The following is a 21,082-nucleotide window of genomic DNA, read 5'->3' as shown; positions in this document are numbered from 1 at the left end:
GAAGGCCGCCCTGCTGCGTCAGATTACAATGGGAATATCGGCACCGCGGGAGTGAACGACCTGCTCGGTGGTATCGCGCATCCACTGGAGCGGCTTGTCCTGGGTGCTGAGGAACGTGTGGCGCGCCACGAGCTCGTCGTTGTAGTTCTCCAGAGCGTACACCGCGTGGGCCCCGTCCTCAATATGGTTCACGAGGGGAATCCACCGCACATTCTGAATGGTGACCGGCCCCTGCTCAGCGGCCCCATCATCGCCCGCGCCGTCGCCGGCCGCTCCAGCGCCGGCCGCGTCGCCATCGGCCTGCGCCCCGGCCCCTTCCCCGTCCGATTCCGCGCCTTCCGCGGCCTCGGTGCCCGCCGCGGGCTCGCGCACGAAATCGCAGGCGAGCATGCCGGCCAGCTCGCTTTCCAGATGCGGCGTGTCATGGGTGCTCTTGAAGTCGCCGAGGGCGTAGGCCACCAGCGTCTTGTGGCCGTCGGCCCCTTCCACCCATTCCACGGGACCGATGACGTGGGGGTGCGACCCCAGCACGATATCGACGCCCAGGTCGGCGAACAGCTGGGCGTAGGTCAGCTGCTGCTCGTCGGGTTCCATCTGCTTCTCGGTGCCCCAATGGGCCGCCACAATGACCACATCGGCCAGCTCGTGGGCCTGGGCAACCTGGGAGCGGATACGGTCCTCGTCCAGGAAGCTCACGGCGTAGGAGGGAATATCGTCGGGCTCGAAGCCGTTCAGCCCGTAGGTGTAGTCGAGCAGGGCGAAGGTGATGCCCTCGCGCTCCACCACGGGAATGGCATCGGCCTCCTCCGGGGAGGTGGCGGTGCCGGTAAAAGCCACGGGCTTAGTGTTCCACAGCTCGCGGGAATGCTCCACGGCCCCGAAGTTGCCCCAGTCATAGCAATGGTTGGAGGCGGAAACTATCAGATCGAAACCGGTGTCCACCAGGGCATCGGCCAGGTCGTCGGGGGCGTTGAACGAGGGGTAGCCCTGCACGCCTAAATCGTCGCCGCCGAGGTGCACCTCCTGGCTCACGAAGGCCAAGTCGGCGCCTTCGATATAAGAGCGCACCGGCGCGTAGATGGGCCGGTAGTCGTAGGTGCCGTCGCCGGCCTCGCCGGCCAGACCGTCGGCGTAGGCTCCCAGGGTCTTCTCGGGCAGGTTGTCCCCCACGGCCACGAAGGACACGGTTGGGCCGGGGGGCTCGCTCGCCACCTCGGCGACCTCCCCCGTGTCGGACAGGGCTGCGGGCTGAGCCGCGCACGAGGCGACGGAGGACACGATCCACCACAGCAGCAGGGCCGCGATGACCAGGGCGGCAAGGCGCAGGCTCAGACCGCTCTTCCCCGCCGGCGCGCCGCCAATGGCCCCGGGCACGCCGAAGGGCCCCATGCTTCCCAGCGATGAGTGGCCTCGGCCCCCCACGTAGATATTGCGGCGCCGCGTCGGGCCCGGCCGCCGATGATGTCGCTCCACGGGCGCTCCTTCTCCCATTGCCGCGCATAGCCCCCAGGGCTTGTCTCTCCGGCCCATTATACGCCTTCGACCGCAGCCGCCCCCGCAGATCGGCAGACGACCTTCCGTGGGGCGAGCGGGCCGCGACGATCAATCAGGGGCGACCTCACGACCCCAATTGCTCGTCGATCAGATCCAGCAGCTCCTGTTTGGAATGCACGTCGAGCTTCCGGTAAATGCGATCACGGTGGGAGCAGACCGTCCCCGACGAGATGAACAGCTGGTTTTGAATGTAAGCCGTGCTGCGCCCCCGGGCCAGCAGCCCCAGCACCTCGCGCTCACGCTTCGACAGGCCGCTCTCCTCAGCCAGCACCTCCACCGCCTGCTCGACGGTATTCGGCGGCTGAGGAGCCCGGTCCTCCTGACCAAACAGTCCGATGGTCTTCACGATTTCCTCTGGCAGAACCAGCAGGTACACCACCATGGTCAGCAGGGCCATCACAATGACGAGGGTCGTCACCACGCCGCCCTGGGTCACGAGGCTGCCGCCGAACAGCTCTCCCTGGCAGGCCCAGAACGTGAGGCCCACCAGGGTGCTCACCCAAAACGCTACGCGGCCCGCGCCCCACACGAAGGAGGCGGGGTAGTCGAGTCGACGGTGGGAATGGCTGAAAAAGATCCAGAAGACGATTTCCAGCCAGGCCCCCGCCGAGAAGGCGATGGCGTAGGTCACGAAGGGAATGCCCCAGTGCTCGAAGAGCAAGAACAGGCAGGAGCACACGAGTAGCAGCGGGGTGAGCCGATAGAGAACCCGCAGGGGCTCCCGGGCCCAGGCGCCCACGGCGGCGAAGGCCACAGCCGCCACGACCGTGCCCACCAGGCGCGCCAGCTCGAAGGACGAGGAGAGCGACGAGGTGCTCGCAAAGTACTCCCCCGACAGCATAAGCGCGCTGCGGGCAACGAGTTCCATGATGAACATGGCCGCGCATAGCCGGACAAGGGCGTTCGCCCCGCGCCGCTTGAGCCCCGCTGGGCAGCCCAGAACCCCGCCGCCATCGGGCCCAGCGCCCTTGCTTCCCGTCGGCGCCGTCGCTGTCCCGTCGGTCTCCTCGCCCTTCACGAACAACAGCGCGAAACCCGAGGCGAAGCCGAGCGCGACGAGGGCCGCGTCCGCCAACCCAGTCGGAAGGAATCCCAAGAAGAAGCAGAGGAGCGCCGCCATGGCGAAGCCGATGCTGAGGGCAGCCATGAGCCGCTTCTCCGTCATGCGGCTGCTCACGTCGCCCCACTGCATGAGGACGAGCCCGAAGCCCAGGGCGCACAGACCGTCGGCCACGGGCAGTACCGCCGCCCCGGCGAAGCGAAGCAGGACCGTGCCGACGGCGAGGGCCGAAGCGCCGGCCACGACGGCGCGGCGGGACAGCAGGCGCAGCGGGCGGCGCAGCGACATCCCCATGAGGACGGCCAGAGCCGCCGACAGCACGGGGATGAAAACGGCCAGCATGCTGCCTGAAACCGCCAGAGAGAAGGGCTGGGTCACCCCGCTGCTCGCAAGGAACATCAGCGCCCACGCCCGCATGCAGCCGAAGCCGAGGGAAAAGGCCGCCAACGACATCCCGCTCTTCTCTTCGCCCATTGAATCCCCTCGCTCCCGTGACCGGCGCGGGCACGGCCGAGCTAGCTGCCGAACGCTTCCCGACTGCGCCCCGCGGCGCCCGCTTGTTTGATCTACGTCCAATTATGGGGGAAGCCCTCAGTTCCATGCCAGCGGTTTTCACCGCCATTTTGCAGGGCAAAGACAAATTACGGCGTTTTAGTTACACGGTTTGGCCGCACTTGGGCCCTTTTATTGGCAGCATTCCAGCCGCTCGCACCCTAAGGTAAGGGGGCCCGTTCAAAGCAAGGAGAACAGAGAGGACGTGACAATCGTGTCGGAGCACGCAACGACCCCACCCCTGGATCGCCGCCAATTCCTGCAAGCCGCGGCGGCCCTGGGAGCGGCATCGGCCGCAGCCCTTTCCGGGTGCGACCAATCCCTTCGGGAAACCGACGAGGCCTCCCCCACCCTCGAGGCCCTGGAGGGAGGCGAATGGATCACCTTCAACTGCACCACACCGACGTGCGCCTATCGATGCCACAACCAAGCCTATGTGGTTGACGGCATCATCATGCGCCAGGGGACCGGCAACACCCATGAGGACAGCCCCGATTTTCCGCAGCTGCACCCCTGCATCAAGGGCATGAGCACGCGCCGCATCGTAACCGGGGTGGAGCGGCTCAAGTACCCCATGAAGCGCAAGCACTGGTCGCCTGGCGGCACCGAGGTCAACGCCCACCTGCGCGGAGCCGACGAGTGGGAGCGCATCAGCTGGGACGAGGCCATCCGCACCATCGCCTCGGAGCTGGTCCGCATCCGAGACACCTACGGCAACCGCGCCTTCCTCGCCCTCGGCGAGCTGGATCCGAAGCTGTCCGGCGGCCTGGTCGGCAGTCCCATCCTGAACGCACTCGGCGGCTGTCTGACCACCTGGGGCCAGGCATCCCAGGGCGGCTTCCCCGTCGTGGCCCGCAACATGCGGGGCGCCTGGTCCTCCGGGGTCGCCGACGCCCAGGACCGCATGGCCCTGCGCCATGCGAAGCTCATCGTGTTCTGGGGAACGAACCCCGCCTGGACCGCCAGCGGGGGCAATATGTGGCACTTCCTCAACGCCAAGAAGGCCAGCGGCGCCAAGGTCATCTTCGTCGACCCCTTCCTGCACCAGTCGGCCCAGGCCATCGGCGACGAGTGGATACCCTGTCGCCCGGGCACGGACGGCGCTCTGCTGGAGGCCCTCGCCTACGAGATGATCGTCAACGACTGGCAGGACCAGGAGTTCCTGGACACCTATTGCCTGGGCTTCGACGCCGACCACATGCCGCCCGACGCAAAACTGGACGAGAACTTCAAGGACTACATCCTCGGCACCTACGACGGCATTCCCAAGACGCCCGAGTACGCGAGCGCCATCTGCGGCACGCCCGTGGAGACTATCAAGCGTTTCGCCCGGGAAATCTCCAGCACCAAGCCCATGGCCTGGAAGTCCTCCGGCGCCCCGGCCCGCACCTACTACGGCAACCGCTACGCCCAGCTCTTCTTCACCGTGGGCTGGATGACCGGCAACGTGGGCGTGCTGGGCGCGGAAATCTCGGCCGGCGCCTCGAACCCCAACAGCCAGCTCGGCACCCCGGGCGGCGTGGCCATGGTGTCCTTCGGGTCCAGCGGCTACAAATATCCGCCGAACCCCCTGTGCACCGAGCCCCGGGCGGGCAGCAAGGTGCAGAACGGCGCCTTCGATCCCGAAGAGGAGTACGGCATCCCCTTCACCGAGACGTTCAAGGCCGTGGTGGACGGGGCCTACGCCGTGCCCGGGCCCCGCGGAGAAACCAAGCCCTGCGACATTCGCTGCATCGTCCGCGATACCATCCACCAGCCCGCCTCCCAACAGTCCGGCGGCATCTACGTCGAGCCGGCCTTCCGCAAGGAGACCGTGGAATTCGTGCTCGTCCAAGATCGCTACCTCGTGCCCGACGCCCAGTACGCCGACATCCTGCTGCCCGTGACCTCCACCCTTGAAGAGGAGCTCTGCTGCTGCAACTTCCTGGCCCCGGCGGAGATGGCCCTCGTCGGCCGCCGGGTCATCGAGCCCTACTTTGAATCGAAGTCCGATGCCGAGATCTTCTTCCTCCTGTGCGACGAGCTCGGTATCGGGGAGGATGTCGTGCCCCGCATGACCTTGAAGCAGGCGGAGTTCACCAAGATCCTCGGCGCCACCATTCTCCAGGAGGACGGTTCCCGGGCGCCCCTCGTCACCATCACCCAGGAGCAGATCGACGCCTACGGGGTGGAAGGCGAGCCCACCGAGGGGCTCATTCCCCTGGATGACTTCATCGCCCAGGGCGGCTACCAGCTCCCGCGCGAGGACGGCGACCACTTCATGAACATCTTCCATCAGGGGTTCATCGCCGACCCCGTGGCAAACCCCGTGGAGACCACCTCCGGCAAGTACGAGATCTACTGCCAGTCGCTCAAGGATTACTACGACCGGGCCTGCTTCAACGACATCGACGCCCTGCCCAAGTACAAGCCCTCGCCCGAGGGGGCCGAAGAGGCCCGGGCCGGCGGCGAGTACCGCTACCAGCTCATCACCGCCCACATCATCCGCCATTCCCACAGCTCCTTCGCCAACGTGAAGCAGCTTGACGAGGTGTTCGCCAACGACCTGCTCATGAACGCCGCCGACGCCCGGGCCGAGGGCCTCGGGAAGGGCGACTGGGCGCTGGTCAGCACCGCCGAGGGCGGCCGCATCGCCCGGCGCGTGAACCCGGTGCCCCACCTCATGCCCGGCGTCGTCATACTGGGTCAGGGCAACTGGCGCTCCATCGATCCGGCCTCCGGCATCGATATCGGCGCCAACGCCAACACCCTCTGCCGCAGCGAGCTGCTCGGCGACGGCTACCAGTGCTACAACACGAACCTGCTGAAAATCGAGCCCTACACCGGAGAGGAGCTCCTGCCCGACTACCGGCGCGCTCCCCTTGCGGTCGATCTGCCCTAGGAGGTGCCCCATGGGACAACTCGGATTCCACCATAACGCCGATATCTGCATCGGCTGCAAGGCCTGCGTCATCGCTTGCAAGGACAAGAACGACCTTCCCCTCGGCGAGAAGTTCCGCCGCGTGTACGACTACGCCAACTGCGACTGGACCGTGGACGAGACCGGGGCCTGCGAGCCGTCGAACTTCTTCGCCTATTCGGTATCCATCGCCTGCAACCACTGCGCTGCCCCTGCCTGCCGGGACGCCTGCCCCGCCGGGGCCATCCACAAGCGGGAAGAGGACGGCATCGTCTGGCGCGACGACAGCGTCTGCATCGGCTGCGGCAGCTGCGCGGCGGCCTGCCCCTACGGCGCTTCCTACGTCAGCGAGGCCACGGGCACGGCCCGCAAGTGCGATTTCTGCATGGATCTCCTCGAGCAGGGCGAGCGTCCCTACTGTGTCGCCGCCTGCTCCATGCGCTGCCTCGACTACGGCGACATCGACGAGCTGAGGGCCACCTACGGCGACCGCGCGAGCATCGCCCCCATTCCCGACGACACGGCGACGGGCCCCTGTGTGGTGTTCACGCCCTCCCGCATGAATCCCGACGGAGCCCTGGAGGGCATCGTGCTCAACGCCGAGCAGGAACTGATCTCCGAAACCGTGTAACCCTCCCACCGGGGGCCAAAGCGTGTTCGGCTCCGGCCCTCGGCCCCCTCCCCGAGAAACGAGACCCCATGGCCACTCCCTCTCCCTTCGCGCTGCTGCTGCCGGCCCGGGCAGCGGTGTACCAGCTGCTGCGCACCCCCTTCGCTGTCGAGCCCGACGAGGCCTTCGTCCGCGCCGTGGCCGACCCCTCGACCGCCGCGGTGTTCGACGGCTTCTGGAACGCCGCCGACGAATCCCTCGCCGCCCCGGGCCGCGCCGCCATGGCCGCGTGGCAGCGGGCCGCCGACGACCTGCTCACCGACGAGGAGGCGCTCCGCCAGGTCGCCGGAGCATTCTGCCCGCTCTTCGTCGGCCCCGGCCCCCTCGCCGCCCCGCCCTGGGAATCGGTCTACGGGAACGGCGACCAAACCCTGTTCCAGGCCTCTACCCTCGCGGTGCGGCGCGCCTACGTCGCCCACCAGCTCATTCCCCGCACCTACCCCCATGAGGCCGACGACAGCCTGGCCCTGGAGTTGGATTTCCTCGCCGCCCTCGGCGAGCGCATGACCGAGGCGTGGGAGCGCGGGGAGACGGGGGAGGCCCTATCGGCGGCCCGCAGCTCCGTCCAATTCCTCGACGAGCACCTCCTGCGCTGGATCGGCCCCTTCCACACGAAACTCTCCCAAACCGTTCGCGGCCTCTTCTACCGTGAAACGGCGGCCGTGATCGAGACCTTCGCCACGGCCGACCGTTCCCTTCTCGCTTCGTTGGCCGATGCGGCAGGCGCGCCGGCAACAGAGGTCGCCTGAGCCCCCTCCTCGCGCTTTTCCCTTGAAAACGACCCGGCGTCCCCTCGCTCCTGATACCATGGCGATCATACGAAGGAAGCGCCCGGCGCTTCAGCGCGAGAAAGAAGGTTCCCATGGCCAATGCCCTACTTGCAAAAGACCCCGCTGATACCTGCGTCCTGGTGACGGGAGGAGCCGGGTTCATCGGCAGCCACACAGTCGTGGAACTGCTGGAGCAAGGCTACTCGGTCGTCATCGTGGACGACCTGAGCAACTCCAGCCACGAGGCCGTGCGTCGCGTGGGGGAGATCACCGGCATTGCCCCCGTGTTCGCCGATGAGGCCGCCGTCGCCAACACCCCTGGGCCCTCCCTCACGTTCTACGAGGCGAGCATTCTCGACCGCGCGGCCCTGGAAGCCATCTTCGCGGCCCATCCCGTGGACGTCATCATCCACTTCGCCGGCTTCAAGGCCGTGGGCGAGAGCGTGGCCAAGCCGCTGGAGTACTACTGGAACAACATCACGGGCACCCTCGTGCTGGCCGACGTGGCCCGTGAGCACGGCTGCAAGAACATCGTGTTCTCGTCGAGCGCCACGGTGTACGGCGAGCCGGAGTTCATCCCCATCACCGAGAGCTGCCCGAAACACGATGCCACCAACCCCTACGGCTGGACCAAGTCCATGCTCGAGCAGATCCTGTCCGACCTGTACACGGGCGACAACGAGTGGAATATCGTGCTTCTGCGCTACTTCAACCCCATCGGCGCCCACGAGAGCGGCCGCATCGGCGAGGATCCCAAGGGCATTCCGAACAACCTGCTGCCCTACGTGGCCCAGGTGGCCGTAGGCAAGCTGGAATCCGTGGGCGTGTTCGGCGACGACTACCCCACCCCTGACGGCACCGGCGTGCGCGACTACATCCACGTGGTCGATCTGGCCCGGGGCCATGTCGCCGCCCTGGACTGGATGGCTGGACGTGTGGGCACAGGCGAGGCCATGGGCGTGGGTTCTGTGGCCGGCGAGCCGGCGGCCGACGGCAGCCGTCGCGGCGTGGGCATCTTCAACCTCGGCACGGGAACCGGCTCCTCGGTGCTCGACGTCATCCATGCCTTCGAGAAGGCCTGCGGCCACGAAATTCCCTACCGCATCATGGCCCGACGCCCCGGCGATATCGCCGCATGCTACGCCGATGCCTCCAAGGCCCGCGACGAGCTGGGCTGGGTGGCTGAGTACGACATGGCCCGCATGTGCGCCGACGGCTGGCGCTGGCAGTCCCAGAACCCCGACGGCTACGGGGATGCCGCCTAAGAGCCGAAGCCCCTTATCGCACCCCATCGGGACGGCCCTCGGCCGTCCCTCTTTTTTGTCCTGCGCGGCCGCGAGCAAAGGCCAGCGCCGAAGCCACGCCCAAAGCGGCTCCCAGGGTGTCGGTCAGCCAATCGGCCGGGTCGCACAGGCGCCCGGGCACGAAGGCCTGGTGCAGCTCGTCGGCAACGCCGTAAGTGCTGGCCAGAGCCACGGCCACCAGAGCCGCCCACCAGCGGGAACGACCCGGAGCCGTCAGCCCCACGGCCCGAAACAGCAGCACCCCGAATACGAGATACTCGCAGAAGTGCGCCACTACGTTCACGATGTCGGAATCTTCCCCGAACACCGGAGCCACCAGGCTCACGAGCCAGCCCTTGACCACAGCCAAGGGGCCCGTGCCAGAGAAATCGCTGCCGGTATGGGCCGACATGAAGAAGATGAACGCCGCCCACAGAGCGACGAGCACCCAGGAGAGGGTGAGTTTCGCCCGTGCCGTCACGACTACGCGACCCCCGGAGCCAGCGCGGCAATCTGCCCAGGCTCGGTCACCAGCCGGTCGGGCTCCCAGCCGGCGGCAGCGAAGTCGGCCGGATCATGATAGCCCCAGGCCACGCCCACGGCATAGCACCCGGCGTTGCGGGCCACATGAATATCTCCCGGCGAATCCCCCACGTACACCGTGCGCGCAGGATCGCTGCCCAGCTCTTCGATGGTGGCCAGCAAGCCCTCCGGTGCGGGCTTGCGCGGGAAGTTCCGCACACCGCCCTCCCCATGGGCCGCGTCCACCATGCCCGGCAGGCACTTGTCCACGATAAAGGTAACGCCCCGGTCGAACTTGTTCGAGAGAATCCCCAGCTTGCAGCCATGCTCGCGCAGCGCAGCCAGCAGAGCGACAACGCCGGGGTAGGGCTTTGTGAGGTCGTTGGGGTAGGTGTCGTAGGCCTCGCGCCATCGGTTCAGACACCCGTCGGCCACCGCTTGCGGCGTGCCCTCGGGCACCGCCTGGTAAATCAGGGCCGCCGCGCCATTGCCCACGTAGGAATTGATCTCCTCGCGGGTGTGCTGGGGCAGACCGAACTCGGCGAGCACGTCGTTGGTGAGCACCACTAGATCGTCCAGGGTGTCCAGCAGCGTACCGTCCAAATCGAATATGAACGTGTCGAAGGGCGGCTCGAGGGCCGGAGCCTTCGCTTCTTCAGCAGCCATGGGAACGGGCTCCTTTGCATGGGGTTGTGCAGTCGTCCTCCCTAGGAAACCACGAACGAGCCGAGGCCTCCACCGCGCCCTCCAAACTGTTATCGGGGCCACATAATTGTAACGGTTGCCCCAGCCCCGTGGCTCCAAGCCGCCTCGGCTGGTAGCGTGAGTCCATCCACTGACGAAGGGAAGGGGCCCAATGGAATCCTTGAAATCAGAACACTCCCCCGCACCGACCACACCAGCCGCTCCCAAGCGCGTCGCCCTCATCACGGGCGCCTCCTCCGGCCTCGGCCGGGAGTTCGCCCGCCAGCTGGACGGCCTGCAAGTGGCCGACGAGCTGTGGCTCGTGGCCCGAGACCAAACGACCCTCGCCGCCGTGGCCGCCTCCCTGGACACGCCGGCCCGGCCCATCGCCGCCGACCTCATCGATCCGGAGGCCATAGCGCACCTGCGCACTCTTCTGGCTGCCGAGCGGCCCCGGGTCACCTTCCTCGTGAACGCCGCTGGCTTCGGCAAGTTCGGCGACTGGCAGACCATCCCCGATCATGCCGTGAACGCCATGATCGACCTGAACTGCCGCGCCCTGGTGGACGTCACCCGTGCGGCACTCCCCTTCATGGATCGCGGCGGCCGCATCATCCAGGTGGCCTCGGCGGCCGCCTTCGCGCCCCTGCCCCACCTCAACGTCTACGCGGCCACCAAGGCCTTCGTCCTCCACTACACCCGGGCGCTGCGCTGGGAACTGCACGGCACGGGCATCACCGTCACCGCCCTGTGCCCCACCTGGGTGAAAACAGGGTTCGAGAAAGTGGCCCGGGCCTCGGGCGGCGGCAGCGATGTGGGGCACCTCCTCGGCGAGCAGGACGCCGATACCGTGGTGCGCCGCGCCCTCGGCGCCAACCGCGCCCATCTCGCCGTCACCTGCGCGAGCCCTCAGGCAGCCGCCCTGCGCCTCATCGGGAAAGTCGTGCCCAGCTGCATCACCATGGCGGGGTGGAATCTCCTGCGGCGCCTCTAGGCGGAGAGACTTGAACGGCTCCCCGCCCCAGCTCCTCTGGAAGTAGGTCGCGCTCCGCGCCGCCGAGGGGCCGAAAATGCAGCCGATGGGAAGTGGCGGCGGAAGCCCCGCCGGCCCCTAGTCGGCCCAGCGATAGTCAGCGCTCCCAGCGCCGATCTCGAAGTGACACTGGGCAATGCCCAAGTCCATCTGCGTGAACGGCCCGCGCCGCGTCGCCGCCCGCACCACCGGCAGGCCGTCTTCAAGGCCCGACAGGGCAAAGGAGAACTTCTGCTGGTTCAGCGCCGTGGGTGCCAGCAGGGCCGCATCCACCCCGCGCTGAAACCAGTCGGGGGAGTCGTCGTAGCCCGGCGCCACCTCCTGGGGCGCCTTGGACTTGTGGGGCACGCCTTGCGTAGCCCCATAGCCGAGCGCCACCACGGCGGCCAGCTTCTGCCCCAGGTCCACGTTGTAGGCACGGTTCACCACCTTGTAGGTACCGCCCACCCAGCAGCTGTTCAGGCCGAGCGACTGGGTCAGAAGTACCAACTTCTCGCCGTAGTACCCCAGAATGCCGTCGAGCTCCTTGCACTCGGGTCCTACCAGCGCCAGGTAGTTGCGCACGCCCGTGAAGTTCACGAGCCGCGCCTTGAACCCCGCGAAGGCCCGCAGCTCGTTCAGCACCAGTTGGATATTCAGGTTCGTTTCCTCGTTCACTGAGGCGATGGCCTCGCGCAGCGTTTCGACAGCCGCCTCATCGAGGGGCTCGTCGGTATAGCTGCGCACCGAATGACGTGCCTCGATGGCCTGCATCGGCGTGAGCTGGCCCGCGGAAAAGCCGAGGAAGTCTGTGGTGGAGAGATTGTCGGTGTACCTGCTGACCATGGGTCTGTCCTTTCGCTAAGCTGTGCGGTCAAGGATAGCACAGTGGTGCGCGGCGGCATCTTCGAGGGGCCACGGGCCGCTCAACCGTTTTCATTCCGCATTGCGCAGGCACATGGGCTACCATCGTCCTTATTCCTCGCAAGGGAAAGGTGGCCCCTATGGCAGCAAGCGCAGGATACGCCCCGCCGAAGGAGCTCGTCAACGTTACGGTGCAGTCCCCCGAGAAGCTGGAGGGCGCGGCATCGCTCCTTGCCATGCTTGAGGACAAGGCCGACAACCAGAAGGTGACCGCGTCCGAGCTGACCGCCGTGCGATGCATCGTCGAAGCCTGCGCGGCGAACCTCGATGGGGTTCTAGAAGAGGCCTAGATAAAACTAGAGCCAGTCCCAGCAGGACCGGCCCTTACAAAACCCCGAGGGTTTTTCACGTGCGACTATAATCCCAAACTCAGCTCGTGCTGTCAATCGCCTTGGCGATAAATGACAGGTACGACACGAAGCTGTTTTCCTGGCCGTAGCGCTCGGCCCTGTCGCGCAACGCTCCCCCGAGCTGCACAAGCGCCTCGACGGTCGAGGGCGACGCACCATTCCTCACGCCGTCCAGCGCAGCGAGGCAAGTCACGAGCTGCTGGGTCCGGCGGTTGCCCATCTTGGCGCGCCTCGACTTGCCGCTCTTGAAACCGTGTTCCGCAAGCCACTCTATCACCAGGTGCGGCGTCTCGTATTCGGAGGACTTGCCCTCTGCCAGCCCGTTTATGAGGCATGTACCGTGGGAGCAGCAGTTCCTCACCGCCTTCACCTCTGTCAGCATGCTGTGGCGCATCCTCATCGAGCGATCGTCCCACCGTGATGCGCAGAAGAGGCAGAAGGCCAGCAGGGTGCCAAACGGTACGACCTCCAAGAATACCCATATGGGCATCGCTTCGCTGCAGTGCGCTATGAGCGCCCCTGTGTACTCGTCGGCGGAGCCGTGCTTGCCGATGCGACCCTTGAGGTTCCGCTCGATGCTCACGCGGTAACCCTTCACCTGCGATTGCATGAAGTCCGCGAGGATGCCGTATCCGTCCTCTCCTGGCATGAGCGATATGCGCTCGATCAGCCTCGTCTTCACGATCCGCTCTATGTCCTGCGAGACAAGCAGAAAGCAACTGCGCACTTCGGCATCGAGTTCGTCCATGTTCAGCAGGTCAGCAAAATCGAGGCTCACGTACTTTCCGGCGCTGTCGCCGTCCGTATGGCGCTGGAACATCTTCCTGAATGCTGCGATGTGCAGGAACGTGTCCCTGCCCGCCAACGCCTCGATGGCCTGCTCCTCGGTGCAGCGATCGAACGTGACGCCCTTGTCCTTCAGCAGTTCGACCTGCCCTTCCGGCGTCAGCATGGGCTTCAAACCTTGCGCCTCGTGCACGCCGTCGTCCAGGCCCCAAGCGGCGCATGTCTTTTCCGTTTCTTCCATAGCCCCATTCTACGCGAGCCGTCATCGCCCGGAAACCATGCGTTCCCGAAAGCAGAGCATCGGCGCAACGAGGCGGCACCCTCATCGTCATCCGACCTCCCCGCGCACGGCCCCGAGCCCCCGGCGGCCTTTATGCCCGCATGCTCGGCCGCGAACCGAGCGCCGCGCAAGGGCCGCGAAAACTTTTCCGCAGGCGTATGCCCCCTTCCAAGCCCTCCCGAAAACTCAAGCCCTCCGGGTTTCGCATTTCCCCCTTGCGCGCCGCCCGAACCCCGTCCGATGCACGGGCCACAAGGCCCGCCCAGAGGGGCGGGCCGAACCGACAAGGAGGTCGAAGATGGAAACGACAAGAATCCCGCTCTCCCAATGCGTCGAGAGCAGCTACCAGAACCGCAAGGAGCTGGGCGACGTGTCCGGGCTCGCCCGCAGCATCGAGGTGAACGGCCAGATCACGCCGCTCATCGTGGTGGCTGACGGCGAGACCTACCAGCTCGTCGCGGGGCACCGCTGCACCGCCGCCATGAGATCGCTCAGGCTCGACGAGGCCGACGCCCATGTGATGGACGGCTGGGACGACGCGCGCATCGCGCAGATCCTCAACGCGGAGAACAACCACCGCCGCGAGATGATCGCCCTCGCATGGTTCGCCGAGCACGAGGACGCCATGGACATGCCGGTTCGCTTCGACAATATCGCGATGCTCGTCATGGGCGACAGCCGGGTGATGATACGCCACCACCTGAACGCCCTCGGCGGAGACATCGAGCAGCTGCAGCCGCAAGCCGCAGCAGGCATCCTGACCGGGGCCGATTTGCAGACCCTCCCGGAGGCCGCTTAGACCTCCTGGCCTCTTCGAGGGGCGAGCCCTCCGGCCTTCGGGTTGGAGGGCTTTTTCATGCCTCAGGAGACCGTATTCTGGCGGCCTTGGAGTTTTCGCGCCAAAAGCAACGCATCAGCGTTGCGGAGTTGGCGAGGCGCATCGGCATTGGCAAGAAGCGGCTCTGGTGCATCCTCAACGGGCAGAGAGCCATGCGGGCCGATGAGTTCGTGAAGCTATGCGCACACGCTCAGCACGGGCAAGGCATCGGAAAGCGCTACATGAACTTCCTCAAGACAGCCGCTTAGGGCGCTACTCGTGAGGATTCCCTGAAATGGCCAAAGAAAAGAGGGCGGGAACGGTATAATGATCAAACAATGCGGGCGTCGCCAAGTGGTAAGGCCCAAGCTTCCCAAGCTGTTAGCAGGGAGGTCGCCCGCGAAACACGCGAAATGCGTGATCGAGAAATCCCCAGTTCAACATAGCTTTTCTTGAAACTGGAGAAATCTCCTTCGCCTCTTGGTCTTTCGAGAAACCCCGATATTTCCAGTGCGCTTCCAGTATTTTCGCGAAACGCGCCTCGTTCGCACATTCGATGCGAGCCGTCTGACCTCCCGTTGCGGGAAACCGCAGAAGGGAGGCACCCATCATGCCATGCAGGACCATCGCCGTAGCCAACCAGAAGGGCGGAACCGGCAAGACCGCCACCACCTTGAGCCTGGGGATCGCGCTCGCGCGCCTGGGCAAGCGCGTATTGCTCGTGGACACCGACCCGCAGGGGGACCTCACCAAGTCGCTCGGCTGGAAGGACCCCGACTCCCTTGAGGCGACGGTGGCGAGCCACCTGGCCGCCGTCATCGAGGGAGAGGGGCTTGAGCCGCGCGAGGGCATCCTCTCGCATAAGGAGGGCGTCGACCTCATGCCCGCCAACATCGAGCTCGCCGGGATGGAGATGCCCGTGCTCATGGCGATGTCGCGCGAGCAGCTTCTGAACGTGTGGGCCTCGCCCCTCAAGGCCGACTACGACTTCATCCTCTTCGACTGCGCCCCCACGCTCGGCATCATCCCCGTGAACGCGTTCGTCGCATCCGACAGCGTTCTCATCCCGGTGTCGGCCGAATATCTGCCCGCCTCCGCCATGGCAGGACTCTTGAAGACCATCGGTCGCGTGAGGCGGCAGATCAATCCCTCGCTTTCCGTGGAGGGCATCCTGATAACCCTCTCCGACGGCAGGAACAACCTGGCCCGAGAGGTCGAGGGAACCATCCGCGAGCAGTACGGGAGCGCCTACCGGGTGTTCGACGCGGTGATTCCCCGCGCGGTGTCCGCTGCGGAGTCGCCCGCGGTCGGCGCGAGCATCTTCGCCTACGACGGGCGGGGCAAGGTGGCGCTGGCCTTCGAGCGCCTTGCGGAGGAGGTGGTCGGCCGTGGCTAGGAAGAGGGTTCCCATCGACCTGCCGGGCGTGGACGACCTGTTCTCCTCGCAGGGCGAGCGCGACGGCTCCGTGCTCGCGGGCGTCGCGGAGATACCGCTGCGTCTGATCGACCCGTTCCCCGGCCATCCCTTCCAAGTACGCGACGACGAGGAGATGGGGCGGCTGGCGGAGAGCGTCGCCGAGAGCGGCGTGCTCGTGCCGCTGACGGTGCGGCGCGCAGGAGCCGAGCGCTACGAGCTGGTGAGCGGTCACCGCCGCAAGCGCGCCGCCGAGCTGGCGGGGCTTGAGAGCGTGCCGTGCATCATCCGCGCCATGGGGGACGACGAGGCCGTCATCGCCATGGTGGACTCGAATCTCCAAAGGGAGACCATCCTGCCGAGCGAGCGGGCGTTCGCGTACTCGATGCGCCTTGAGGCGATGAGACACCAGGGGCGGCGCACCGACCTCACTTCTGCGCAAGTTGCGCAGAAGTCGAGCGGCAGGTGGTCTCGCGACATTCTGGCCGAGGAGCTTGGGGTGAGCAAGGACAAGGTGCAGCGCTTCATACGCCTGACCCACCTCGTGCCGGGGCTGCTCGCGCTCGTCGACGAGGGGCGCATGAAGATGCTCCCGGCGGTGGAGACGAGCCACCTCTCGCAGGAGGAGCAGGGATGGCTGCTCGACGCCATAGGCGCTCAGGCGGCAACCCCGTCCCATGCCCAGGCCGTCAAGATGAAGCGCTACTCCAAGGAGGGCTCGCTCACATCCTCCCTCGTACGCTCCATCATGGAGGAGGAGAAGCCCAACCAGATCGAGCAGTTCAAGATACCCAAGAAGAGCATCGCCCGCTTCTTCAGGCCGAGCGCCACGAGAGACGAGATCGAGAGTCGCATCGTGCGCGCCCTTGAGCTGCTTGAGCAGGCCGAGGCGAGGCGCGACAGGCAGGGCGGTGCGTGATGGGCAACGTTATCCACAGGGGCAAGGGCTCCTTCACCTTCGTCGAGAACACCATCTTCTTCGACCACGGCCTCTCCGCGAAGGCCAAGGGCATCTACTGCCAGATACGCTCGCTCGAGAACAACCCGGAGTGGGTGTTCACCATCAAGGGCTTCGCGTCGCTCGTGCGCGACGGGGTGGACGCCGTGACGGCGGGCATAAAGGAGCTTGAGTCCTCGGGCTACATCATCCGCGCCCGAAAGCGGAGCGGGAACGGGCGCTTCCTCAAGGCCGAGGAGGCCACCTGGATAACGCTCGACGACCCTGCCATGCACGATGAGGTCACGGCGGAGCTGAAGGCCGACGGCTTCGCCGTTCTCTCCGAATTCGCCCGCGATCCCGCCGCCAACGTGGAGATCGAGCTGGCCGCGCCATGCGTCGGCGAAACATGCGAAACCGGCGAGAGTTCCCAGGTCGGGGCCAGAACGGGAAAACCCGTATCTGGGAAAGCCACATCTGGGGAATTCGCCCCTATAAATAACTCATCGGATAAAGCGCCTCAATCCGATAAAGAACCCCCCTCTTGTCCCCCCGACGGCGAAATCGGGAAGGAGAAGGGCCGTGAGGGTTTCGTCGCCTATCGGAAGGGCGAGTTCCCGGAGGCCTTCGAGCGGCTGTGCGCCATGTCCATCAAGCCGGTGGCGTCGCTGCGCTTCAAGCGCGACTGCCTGGCGGCCTGGGAGCGCAGGGTGGCCCAGGGCTTCTCGCCGGAGCGCATCGTCGAGGCCTACTGTGCCTACGCCAAGAGCTACTGGCTGCGCAACGGCGACGACGCGACGCTCGCCAAGAACCTCGCGCGGTGGCTGGAGGGAGAGGGAGGGCTTGCCGCCTACGCCGACGAGCCGATACCGCCCGACCTGCTCGATGCCGACGGGGAGCCTCTGGACATGCCGGGACTCGCGCAGGCCGACCCCGACTTCGCGAAGATGTGGCGGCGCGTGGAGACGCAGCGATGCGTCGTCCGGTCGCTGATGGCTATGGGTGGCAAGCTGCCCCCGGAGGACGAGGTGGCCGCCGCCTGCGAGACCGACGAGCGCTACCAGCGCTACCTCGCCGCCTGCAAGGAGCGCCACGAGCGCTACCTCAAGGTGGTGGAGATGTTCAGGAGCCCGGGCGCCGGCCTTGATCGGGCGCGGGAAGAAGTGGCGGCGGCTAGCACCATTCCGTTCGGAGGGAGGTGCGCATGAGAGCGTTGTGGAGGTTCGCGAAATGGCTCTTCCGCGCCGTGTCCCGCTTCATGTGAGGGAGTAAGCACTGAGACGTGACCACTTGGAAGTGCAGCCGATCTGCTGAAGGGATGCTGATGTTCTGGGCGGCCCTCGTACGGTCTATAATGGAAGGGTCACGCTAATTGAATATGAACACCAAATACCGGACAGAGGGGCATCTGCCGTTTTGGGCATTTGGTGTTCAATTCCCGGCAGCGTGACAACTGAGGTGGATGCCTCTCATCTGACGTTCGCAGGGGCTACCATCGTCCTTATTCCTCGCAAGGGAAAGGTGGCCCCCATGGCAGCAAGCGCAGGATACGCTCCGCCGAGAGAGCTCGTCAACGTTATGATGCAGTCCTCCGAGAAGCTGGAGGGCGCGGCGTCCCTCCTCACCATGCTTGAGGACAAGGCCGACAATCAGAAGGTGACCGCCTCCGAGCTGGCCGCCGTGCGATGCATCGTGGAAGCCTGCGCGGCAAACCTCGATGCGGTCTTGGAACAGGCCTAGCTCACATTCTTATTCGCAATAGCGCAATACTGGCACGTTTATCTTCTCTGCGATGTCTCTCAATGCTTCCTCGTTTTTGGCAGACACTCGCTCGCCCAGCTTGATGTATTCGATTGGGCACAACCTGGCAGCATAAAGGCGATGTGTCTCGTTGACCGTTTGATCGGGAATGACTATTCGCCATTCTTCCTCATGCGAAAAGAGCTTTTTGCCCTTAATGTAAATCGCCTTCAAAGCGCAAGCCAGCCAGTATCTCTGTATTGGAGTATCGCCGGGAAGGAATGCAAAGCCGGCATCTCGCAACGCAATCATCATGGCAAGCTCACTCATGTCGGGGCGCTCTTCTTCGTAAATCACTGGAAATATCAGAGGAAGCGTTACCCCCAACGAGCCTATCCCAAAAAGGCTCTCTTTTTTATAGGCAACCTGGAAGCCCGTGCCTTCCTCGGCATACTCATCCCACATTTTCCTTGAGTCGGATCTTTCGCACAAACAGGTTACTTTTGTTTCCTTGCGTATCTGACTACAGGCATCTCGCTCAGATATAACATTTACGATTCCAGCAAAAGCTTCGGAAAGACAGTGAGCCTTATCATTGTCCGACATCCCAGCAAAGCTATCGTTTCTCCAAGTATGTTGCGGCGGAATGACCCCTTCGAACATATTGGATATAGGATCACCGGAAAAGAAAACTTCGCTCAAAGATCTGCTACAGTCCTCCAGGCTCGTCTCCATAAGTGCAGAGAAGAACGGAAGAAACTCGCCAGTTGCCAACGACTTCATGTCTGCAATACGATCGTGGCTGAGTGTCACATACGCATCATCTGGATCGTCTTCGTAAACTGCTGGAGCAGAAAACGCCAGAACCTCATTCTCCAGCTCAGACAAATGGCGTGGTATGCACTTTCTGTACCTATAGAGTAGATGGGGCGCAATATCAATAGATAGCTGCTGGAACTCCCTTGAAATGTTTTCAAGCGAAGGATTATTCGAATACTCGATAAGCATCTGCTTGAAGATGCTGCGCTCGTTCAGTCCCATTGTGCAACTCTATCCATCAACGACATCCGACCGAATGATTCTCCAACTGCCACGAGTGCCGCCCTCGCGCACCAGAACGCCCTCTTCGCGAAGCCCTGCTATGACTCTCTCGATGTGCCGTTTGCTCTTTCCCAAACTGTCTGCGATGCCTTGGGCACTGATCTTCGGATTGTCTGTGATGAGGCGCAGCACTTGTTCCTTGATTGCTATAGCCCCAATGTTGGCATTACCGACATTATTACCGACATTACCGACATCATTACCGTCAGAGCCCATGGCAAGTGGCAAGAAAATGCTCGACCGCTCGGGGTTCACTTGCTCGCTGAGCACCGGTCTTCCATAACCGGCTTCTGTCCACTTCTTCACCATGTCAGGGATGCCGCCTCCGGCGCGCTCACCGATGCTGACGAGTGTGAACATCTTCATCATGGTCTCGTTGCGCGGATCGGAATTGCCACCGATATAGGCCTCCTCAATGCCGATGCGGAAGCCGCCGGGATTCGAGAGGTGCAGCCCATCCTCCTTCCAGAGGAAGACCACGCCGCGACGCTCGTTGTAGTCCGCGTTCGTGAGGCAGTTAGCAAGGGCCTCACGCAGCGCATCGTGCGCCTCCGTCTCATCAATGCGCTCGCTGTTCTCGTCCAGCTTGAAGGGGACGTTGATGGCCTGCTTCGTGTTGTTGAAGACGCGCCGGTAGAAGTCGAAGACGTTCCCAGACCAGCTGTCGTCCTGCGAGGTGATCCGAGCCTGCCATCTCTCGTCCGTCCCGAGCTCTTGTCGGTAGTCCAAGAAGTAATGCGGGAACTCTGCCATGATCCGCCATTCTTCGCCGAACATGAGCAAGCCCGCGCTCGTTGGATGGGCCTTTCCGTCGCCTCCGACCTTTGCCGCGCCTATGCGGCAAAGGAACTCCTCGTCAGGAAGGTCGGCCCAAGCATGGGCGCTGTGGTGCAGTTCGTAGCTCCTGCGGTACAAGCCTATCGTCTCCGCTGAGAGGTCGTCCACGGTCAGATTCTCGTGCACGCGGGTGTCAACGGACTCGTCTGATGCGTCTCGATACATCGCTTGAATCTCGTTCGAGGAGCAGCGATAGTCGCCCTTGTGATCGCGCCTGTACGTTCCAGTGACAGGGTTGCCGCTCACATACACCGGCCTCAAGCGTCTGTCGGCGCGGGGCACCTCTATGACGATAAGCTCTTTGCCGTCGACATCCTCGATGCGGGCGTCCCTGTCGGACATCACGCAGCACGACAGCTTGTCGGGGCTGTGTGCGGCGTTCCAGAAGTCATCGAGCATCTTGTCGGCATCGGCAAGCCCGGCGATCTCCAGGGTGCCGTCCTTGCGCTCCTTGGCACCGAGCACGATGATGCCGCCTTCGGTGTTGGCGAAGGCTGAGACCGTCTCCCAGACGCTCCTCGGCAGACCGCCCTGCGCCGCTTTGGCTTCGAGCCGGTTGCTCTCCTTGTAATTTTCGAGCTTGCTGATATTCACGCATCGACCTTTCTGGTTCGCTCTATTTTACCGCCCTGGATACCAGCTCGATACCATGCGTTCCCGAAAGCGGAACATCGGCGCAACGAGGCGGTGCCCCCCATCGTCATCCGACCTCCCCGAGCGCGGCCCCGAGCCCCCGGCGGCCTTGACGCCCGCATGCTCGGCCGTGAACCGGGCGCCGCGCAAGGGCCGCGAAAACTTTTCGGGCGGGCGAGCGACCATCTCAGGCCTCCCGAAAACTCAAGCCCTCCGGGTTTCGCATTTCCCCCTTGCGCGCCGCCCGAACCCCGTCC

19 protein-coding genes are annotated in these 21,082 nt (G+C 64.7%); 11 read left to right on the top strand and 8 right to left on the bottom strand.

Annotated elements, in window-relative coordinates; all coding sequences use genetic code 11:
* Nucleotides 1–18: 18 nt before the first annotated feature.
* Both ACTOXK_RS08005 and ACTOXK_RS08000 read right to left on the bottom strand, forming a co-directional pair.
* A complete protein-coding gene (locus tag ACTOXK_RS08005) occupies nt 19–1,473 on the bottom strand; it encodes a CapA family protein (protein WP_482277670.1) in 1,455 nt (484 codons plus the stop codon).
* A 145-nt stretch (nt 1,474–1,618) separates the two neighbouring features.
* Nucleotides 1,619–3,088, bottom strand: coding sequence for a helix-turn-helix transcriptional regulator (locus ACTOXK_RS08000; RefSeq protein WP_482277669.1), 1,470 nt, complete (start codon nt 3,086–3,088; stop codon nt 1,619–1,621).
* Between the two features lie 283 nt (nt 3,089–3,371).
* Here ACTOXK_RS08000 and ACTOXK_RS07995 point away from each other — a divergent pair, with 283 nt between their 5' ends.
* The 4 genes from ACTOXK_RS07995 (at nt 3,372) to galE (ending at nt 8,770) form a co-directional block, all read left to right on the top strand.
* Complete coding sequence (locus tag ACTOXK_RS07995) at nt 3,372–6,047, top strand: molybdopterin-dependent oxidoreductase (protein WP_482277668.1); 2,676 nt, start codon at nt 3,372–3,374, stop codon at nt 6,045–6,047.
* Between the two features lie 10 nt (nt 6,048–6,057).
* Nucleotides 6,058–6,696 (top strand): 4Fe-4S dicluster domain-containing protein, encoded by a 639-nt coding sequence (locus ACTOXK_RS07990; protein ID WP_482277667.1) that lies wholly within the window; start codon nt 6,058–6,060, stop codon nt 6,694–6,696.
* A 68-nt stretch (nt 6,697–6,764) separates the two neighbouring features.
* A complete protein-coding gene (locus ACTOXK_RS07985; RefSeq protein ID WP_482277666.1) occupies nt 6,765–7,484 on the top strand; it encodes a TorD/DmsD family molecular chaperone in 720 nt (239 codons plus the stop codon).
* A 113-nt stretch (nt 7,485–7,597) separates the two neighbouring features.
* Nucleotides 7,598–8,770 carry a UDP-glucose 4-epimerase GalE gene (gene galE, locus ACTOXK_RS07980; protein WP_482277665.1) on the top strand — a complete coding sequence of 391 codons (1,173 nt, stop codon included), beginning with the start codon at nt 7,598–7,600 and terminating at the stop codon, nt 8,768–8,770.
* A 13-nt stretch (nt 8,771–8,783) separates the two neighbouring features.
* On the opposite strand, the gene ACTOXK_RS07975 is transcribed toward galE, so the two are convergent.
* Both ACTOXK_RS07975 and ACTOXK_RS07970 read right to left on the bottom strand, forming a co-directional pair.
* Nucleotides 8,784–9,269 carry a VanZ family protein gene (locus tag ACTOXK_RS07975; protein WP_482277664.1) on the bottom strand — a complete coding sequence of 162 codons (486 nt, stop codon included), beginning with the start codon at nt 9,267–9,269 and terminating at the stop codon, nt 8,784–8,786.
* 2 nt (nt 9,270–9,271) lie between these two features.
* Nucleotides 9,272–9,976: an HAD family hydrolase gene (locus ACTOXK_RS07970; RefSeq protein ID WP_482277663.1), complete on the bottom strand. Its 705-nt coding sequence runs from the start codon at nt 9,974–9,976 to the stop codon at nt 9,272–9,274.
* A 190-nt stretch (nt 9,977–10,166) separates the two neighbouring features.
* On the opposite strand from ACTOXK_RS07970, the gene ACTOXK_RS07965 reads away from it, so the two are divergent.
* On the top strand, nt 10,167–10,988 hold the full coding sequence (locus ACTOXK_RS07965; protein ID WP_482279892.1) for an SDR family NAD(P)-dependent oxidoreductase: 822 nt from the start codon (nt 10,167–10,169) through the stop codon (nt 10,986–10,988).
* Between the two features lie 117 nt (nt 10,989–11,105).
* Here ACTOXK_RS07965 and ACTOXK_RS07960 read toward each other — a convergent pair whose 3' ends face one another.
* Entirely contained in the window at nt 11,106–11,852 is a 747-nt protein-coding gene (locus ACTOXK_RS07960) for a nitroreductase family protein (RefSeq protein WP_482277661.1), read from the bottom strand.
* Nucleotides 11,853–12,010: 158 nt separating this feature from the next.
* Here ACTOXK_RS07960 and ACTOXK_RS07955 point away from each other — a divergent pair, with 158 nt between their 5' ends.
* The gene (locus tag ACTOXK_RS07955) at nt 12,011–12,220 is read left to right on the top strand and encodes a hypothetical protein (protein ID WP_482277660.1); all 210 of its coding nucleotides are present in this window, start codon (nt 12,011–12,013) and stop codon (nt 12,218–12,220) included.
* Nucleotides 12,221–12,299: 79 nt separating this feature from the next.
* Here ACTOXK_RS07955 and ACTOXK_RS07950 read toward each other — a convergent pair whose 3' ends face one another.
* Nucleotides 12,300–13,307: an Abi family protein gene (locus tag ACTOXK_RS07950; RefSeq protein WP_482277659.1), complete on the bottom strand. Its 1,008-nt coding sequence runs from the start codon at nt 13,305–13,307 to the stop codon at nt 12,300–12,302.
* A 337-nt stretch (nt 13,308–13,644) separates the two neighbouring features.
* On the opposite strand from ACTOXK_RS07950, the gene ACTOXK_RS07945 reads away from it, so the two are divergent.
* From ACTOXK_RS07945 to ACTOXK_RS07925, 5 genes are all read left to right on the top strand, one after another.
* Nucleotides 13,645–14,145: a ParB/RepB/Spo0J family partition protein gene (locus ACTOXK_RS07945; RefSeq protein ID WP_482277658.1), complete on the top strand. Its 501-nt coding sequence runs from the start codon at nt 13,645–13,647 to the stop codon at nt 14,143–14,145.
* Nucleotides 14,146–14,773: 628 nt separating this feature from the next.
* Nucleotides 14,774–15,559 (top strand): ParA family protein, encoded by a 786-nt coding sequence (locus tag ACTOXK_RS07940; protein WP_482277657.1) that lies wholly within the window; start codon nt 14,774–14,776, stop codon nt 15,557–15,559.
* Entirely contained in the window at nt 15,552–16,496 is a 945-nt protein-coding gene (locus tag ACTOXK_RS07935) for a ParB/RepB/Spo0J family partition protein (protein WP_482277656.1), read from the top strand. Before ACTOXK_RS07940 ends, ACTOXK_RS07935 begins: the two co-directional genes overlap by 8 nt.
* Complete coding sequence (locus ACTOXK_RS07930) at nt 16,496–17,722, top strand: hypothetical protein (RefSeq protein ID WP_482277655.1); 1,227 nt, start codon at nt 16,496–16,498, stop codon at nt 17,720–17,722. Before ACTOXK_RS07935 ends, ACTOXK_RS07930 begins: the two co-directional genes overlap by 1 nt.
* A gap of 322 nt (nt 17,723–18,044) precedes the next feature.
* The gene (locus ACTOXK_RS07925; protein WP_482277654.1) at nt 18,045–18,254 is read left to right on the top strand and encodes a hypothetical protein; all 210 of its coding nucleotides are present in this window, start codon (nt 18,045–18,047) and stop codon (nt 18,252–18,254) included.
* Nucleotides 18,255–18,263: 9 nt separating this feature from the next.
* On the opposite strand, the gene ACTOXK_RS07920 is transcribed toward ACTOXK_RS07925, so the two are convergent.
* Together ACTOXK_RS07920 and ACTOXK_RS07915 are read right to left on the bottom strand one after the other, a co-directional pair.
* A complete protein-coding gene (locus ACTOXK_RS07920; RefSeq protein WP_482277653.1) occupies nt 18,264–19,295 on the bottom strand; it encodes a DUF2971 domain-containing protein in 1,032 nt (343 codons plus the stop codon).
* A gap of 9 nt (nt 19,296–19,304) precedes the next feature.
* Complete coding sequence (locus ACTOXK_RS07915) at nt 19,305–20,786, bottom strand: DUF8451 domain-containing protein (protein ID WP_482277652.1); 1,482 nt, start codon at nt 20,784–20,786, stop codon at nt 19,305–19,307.
* Between the last annotated feature and the right edge of the window lie 296 nt (nt 20,787–21,082).

The organism is Adlercreutzia sp., assembly GCF_056795635.1.
The sequence above is the reverse complement of the archived record's forward strand: the minus strand, read 5'-3'. Positions and strand labels throughout refer to the sequence as shown.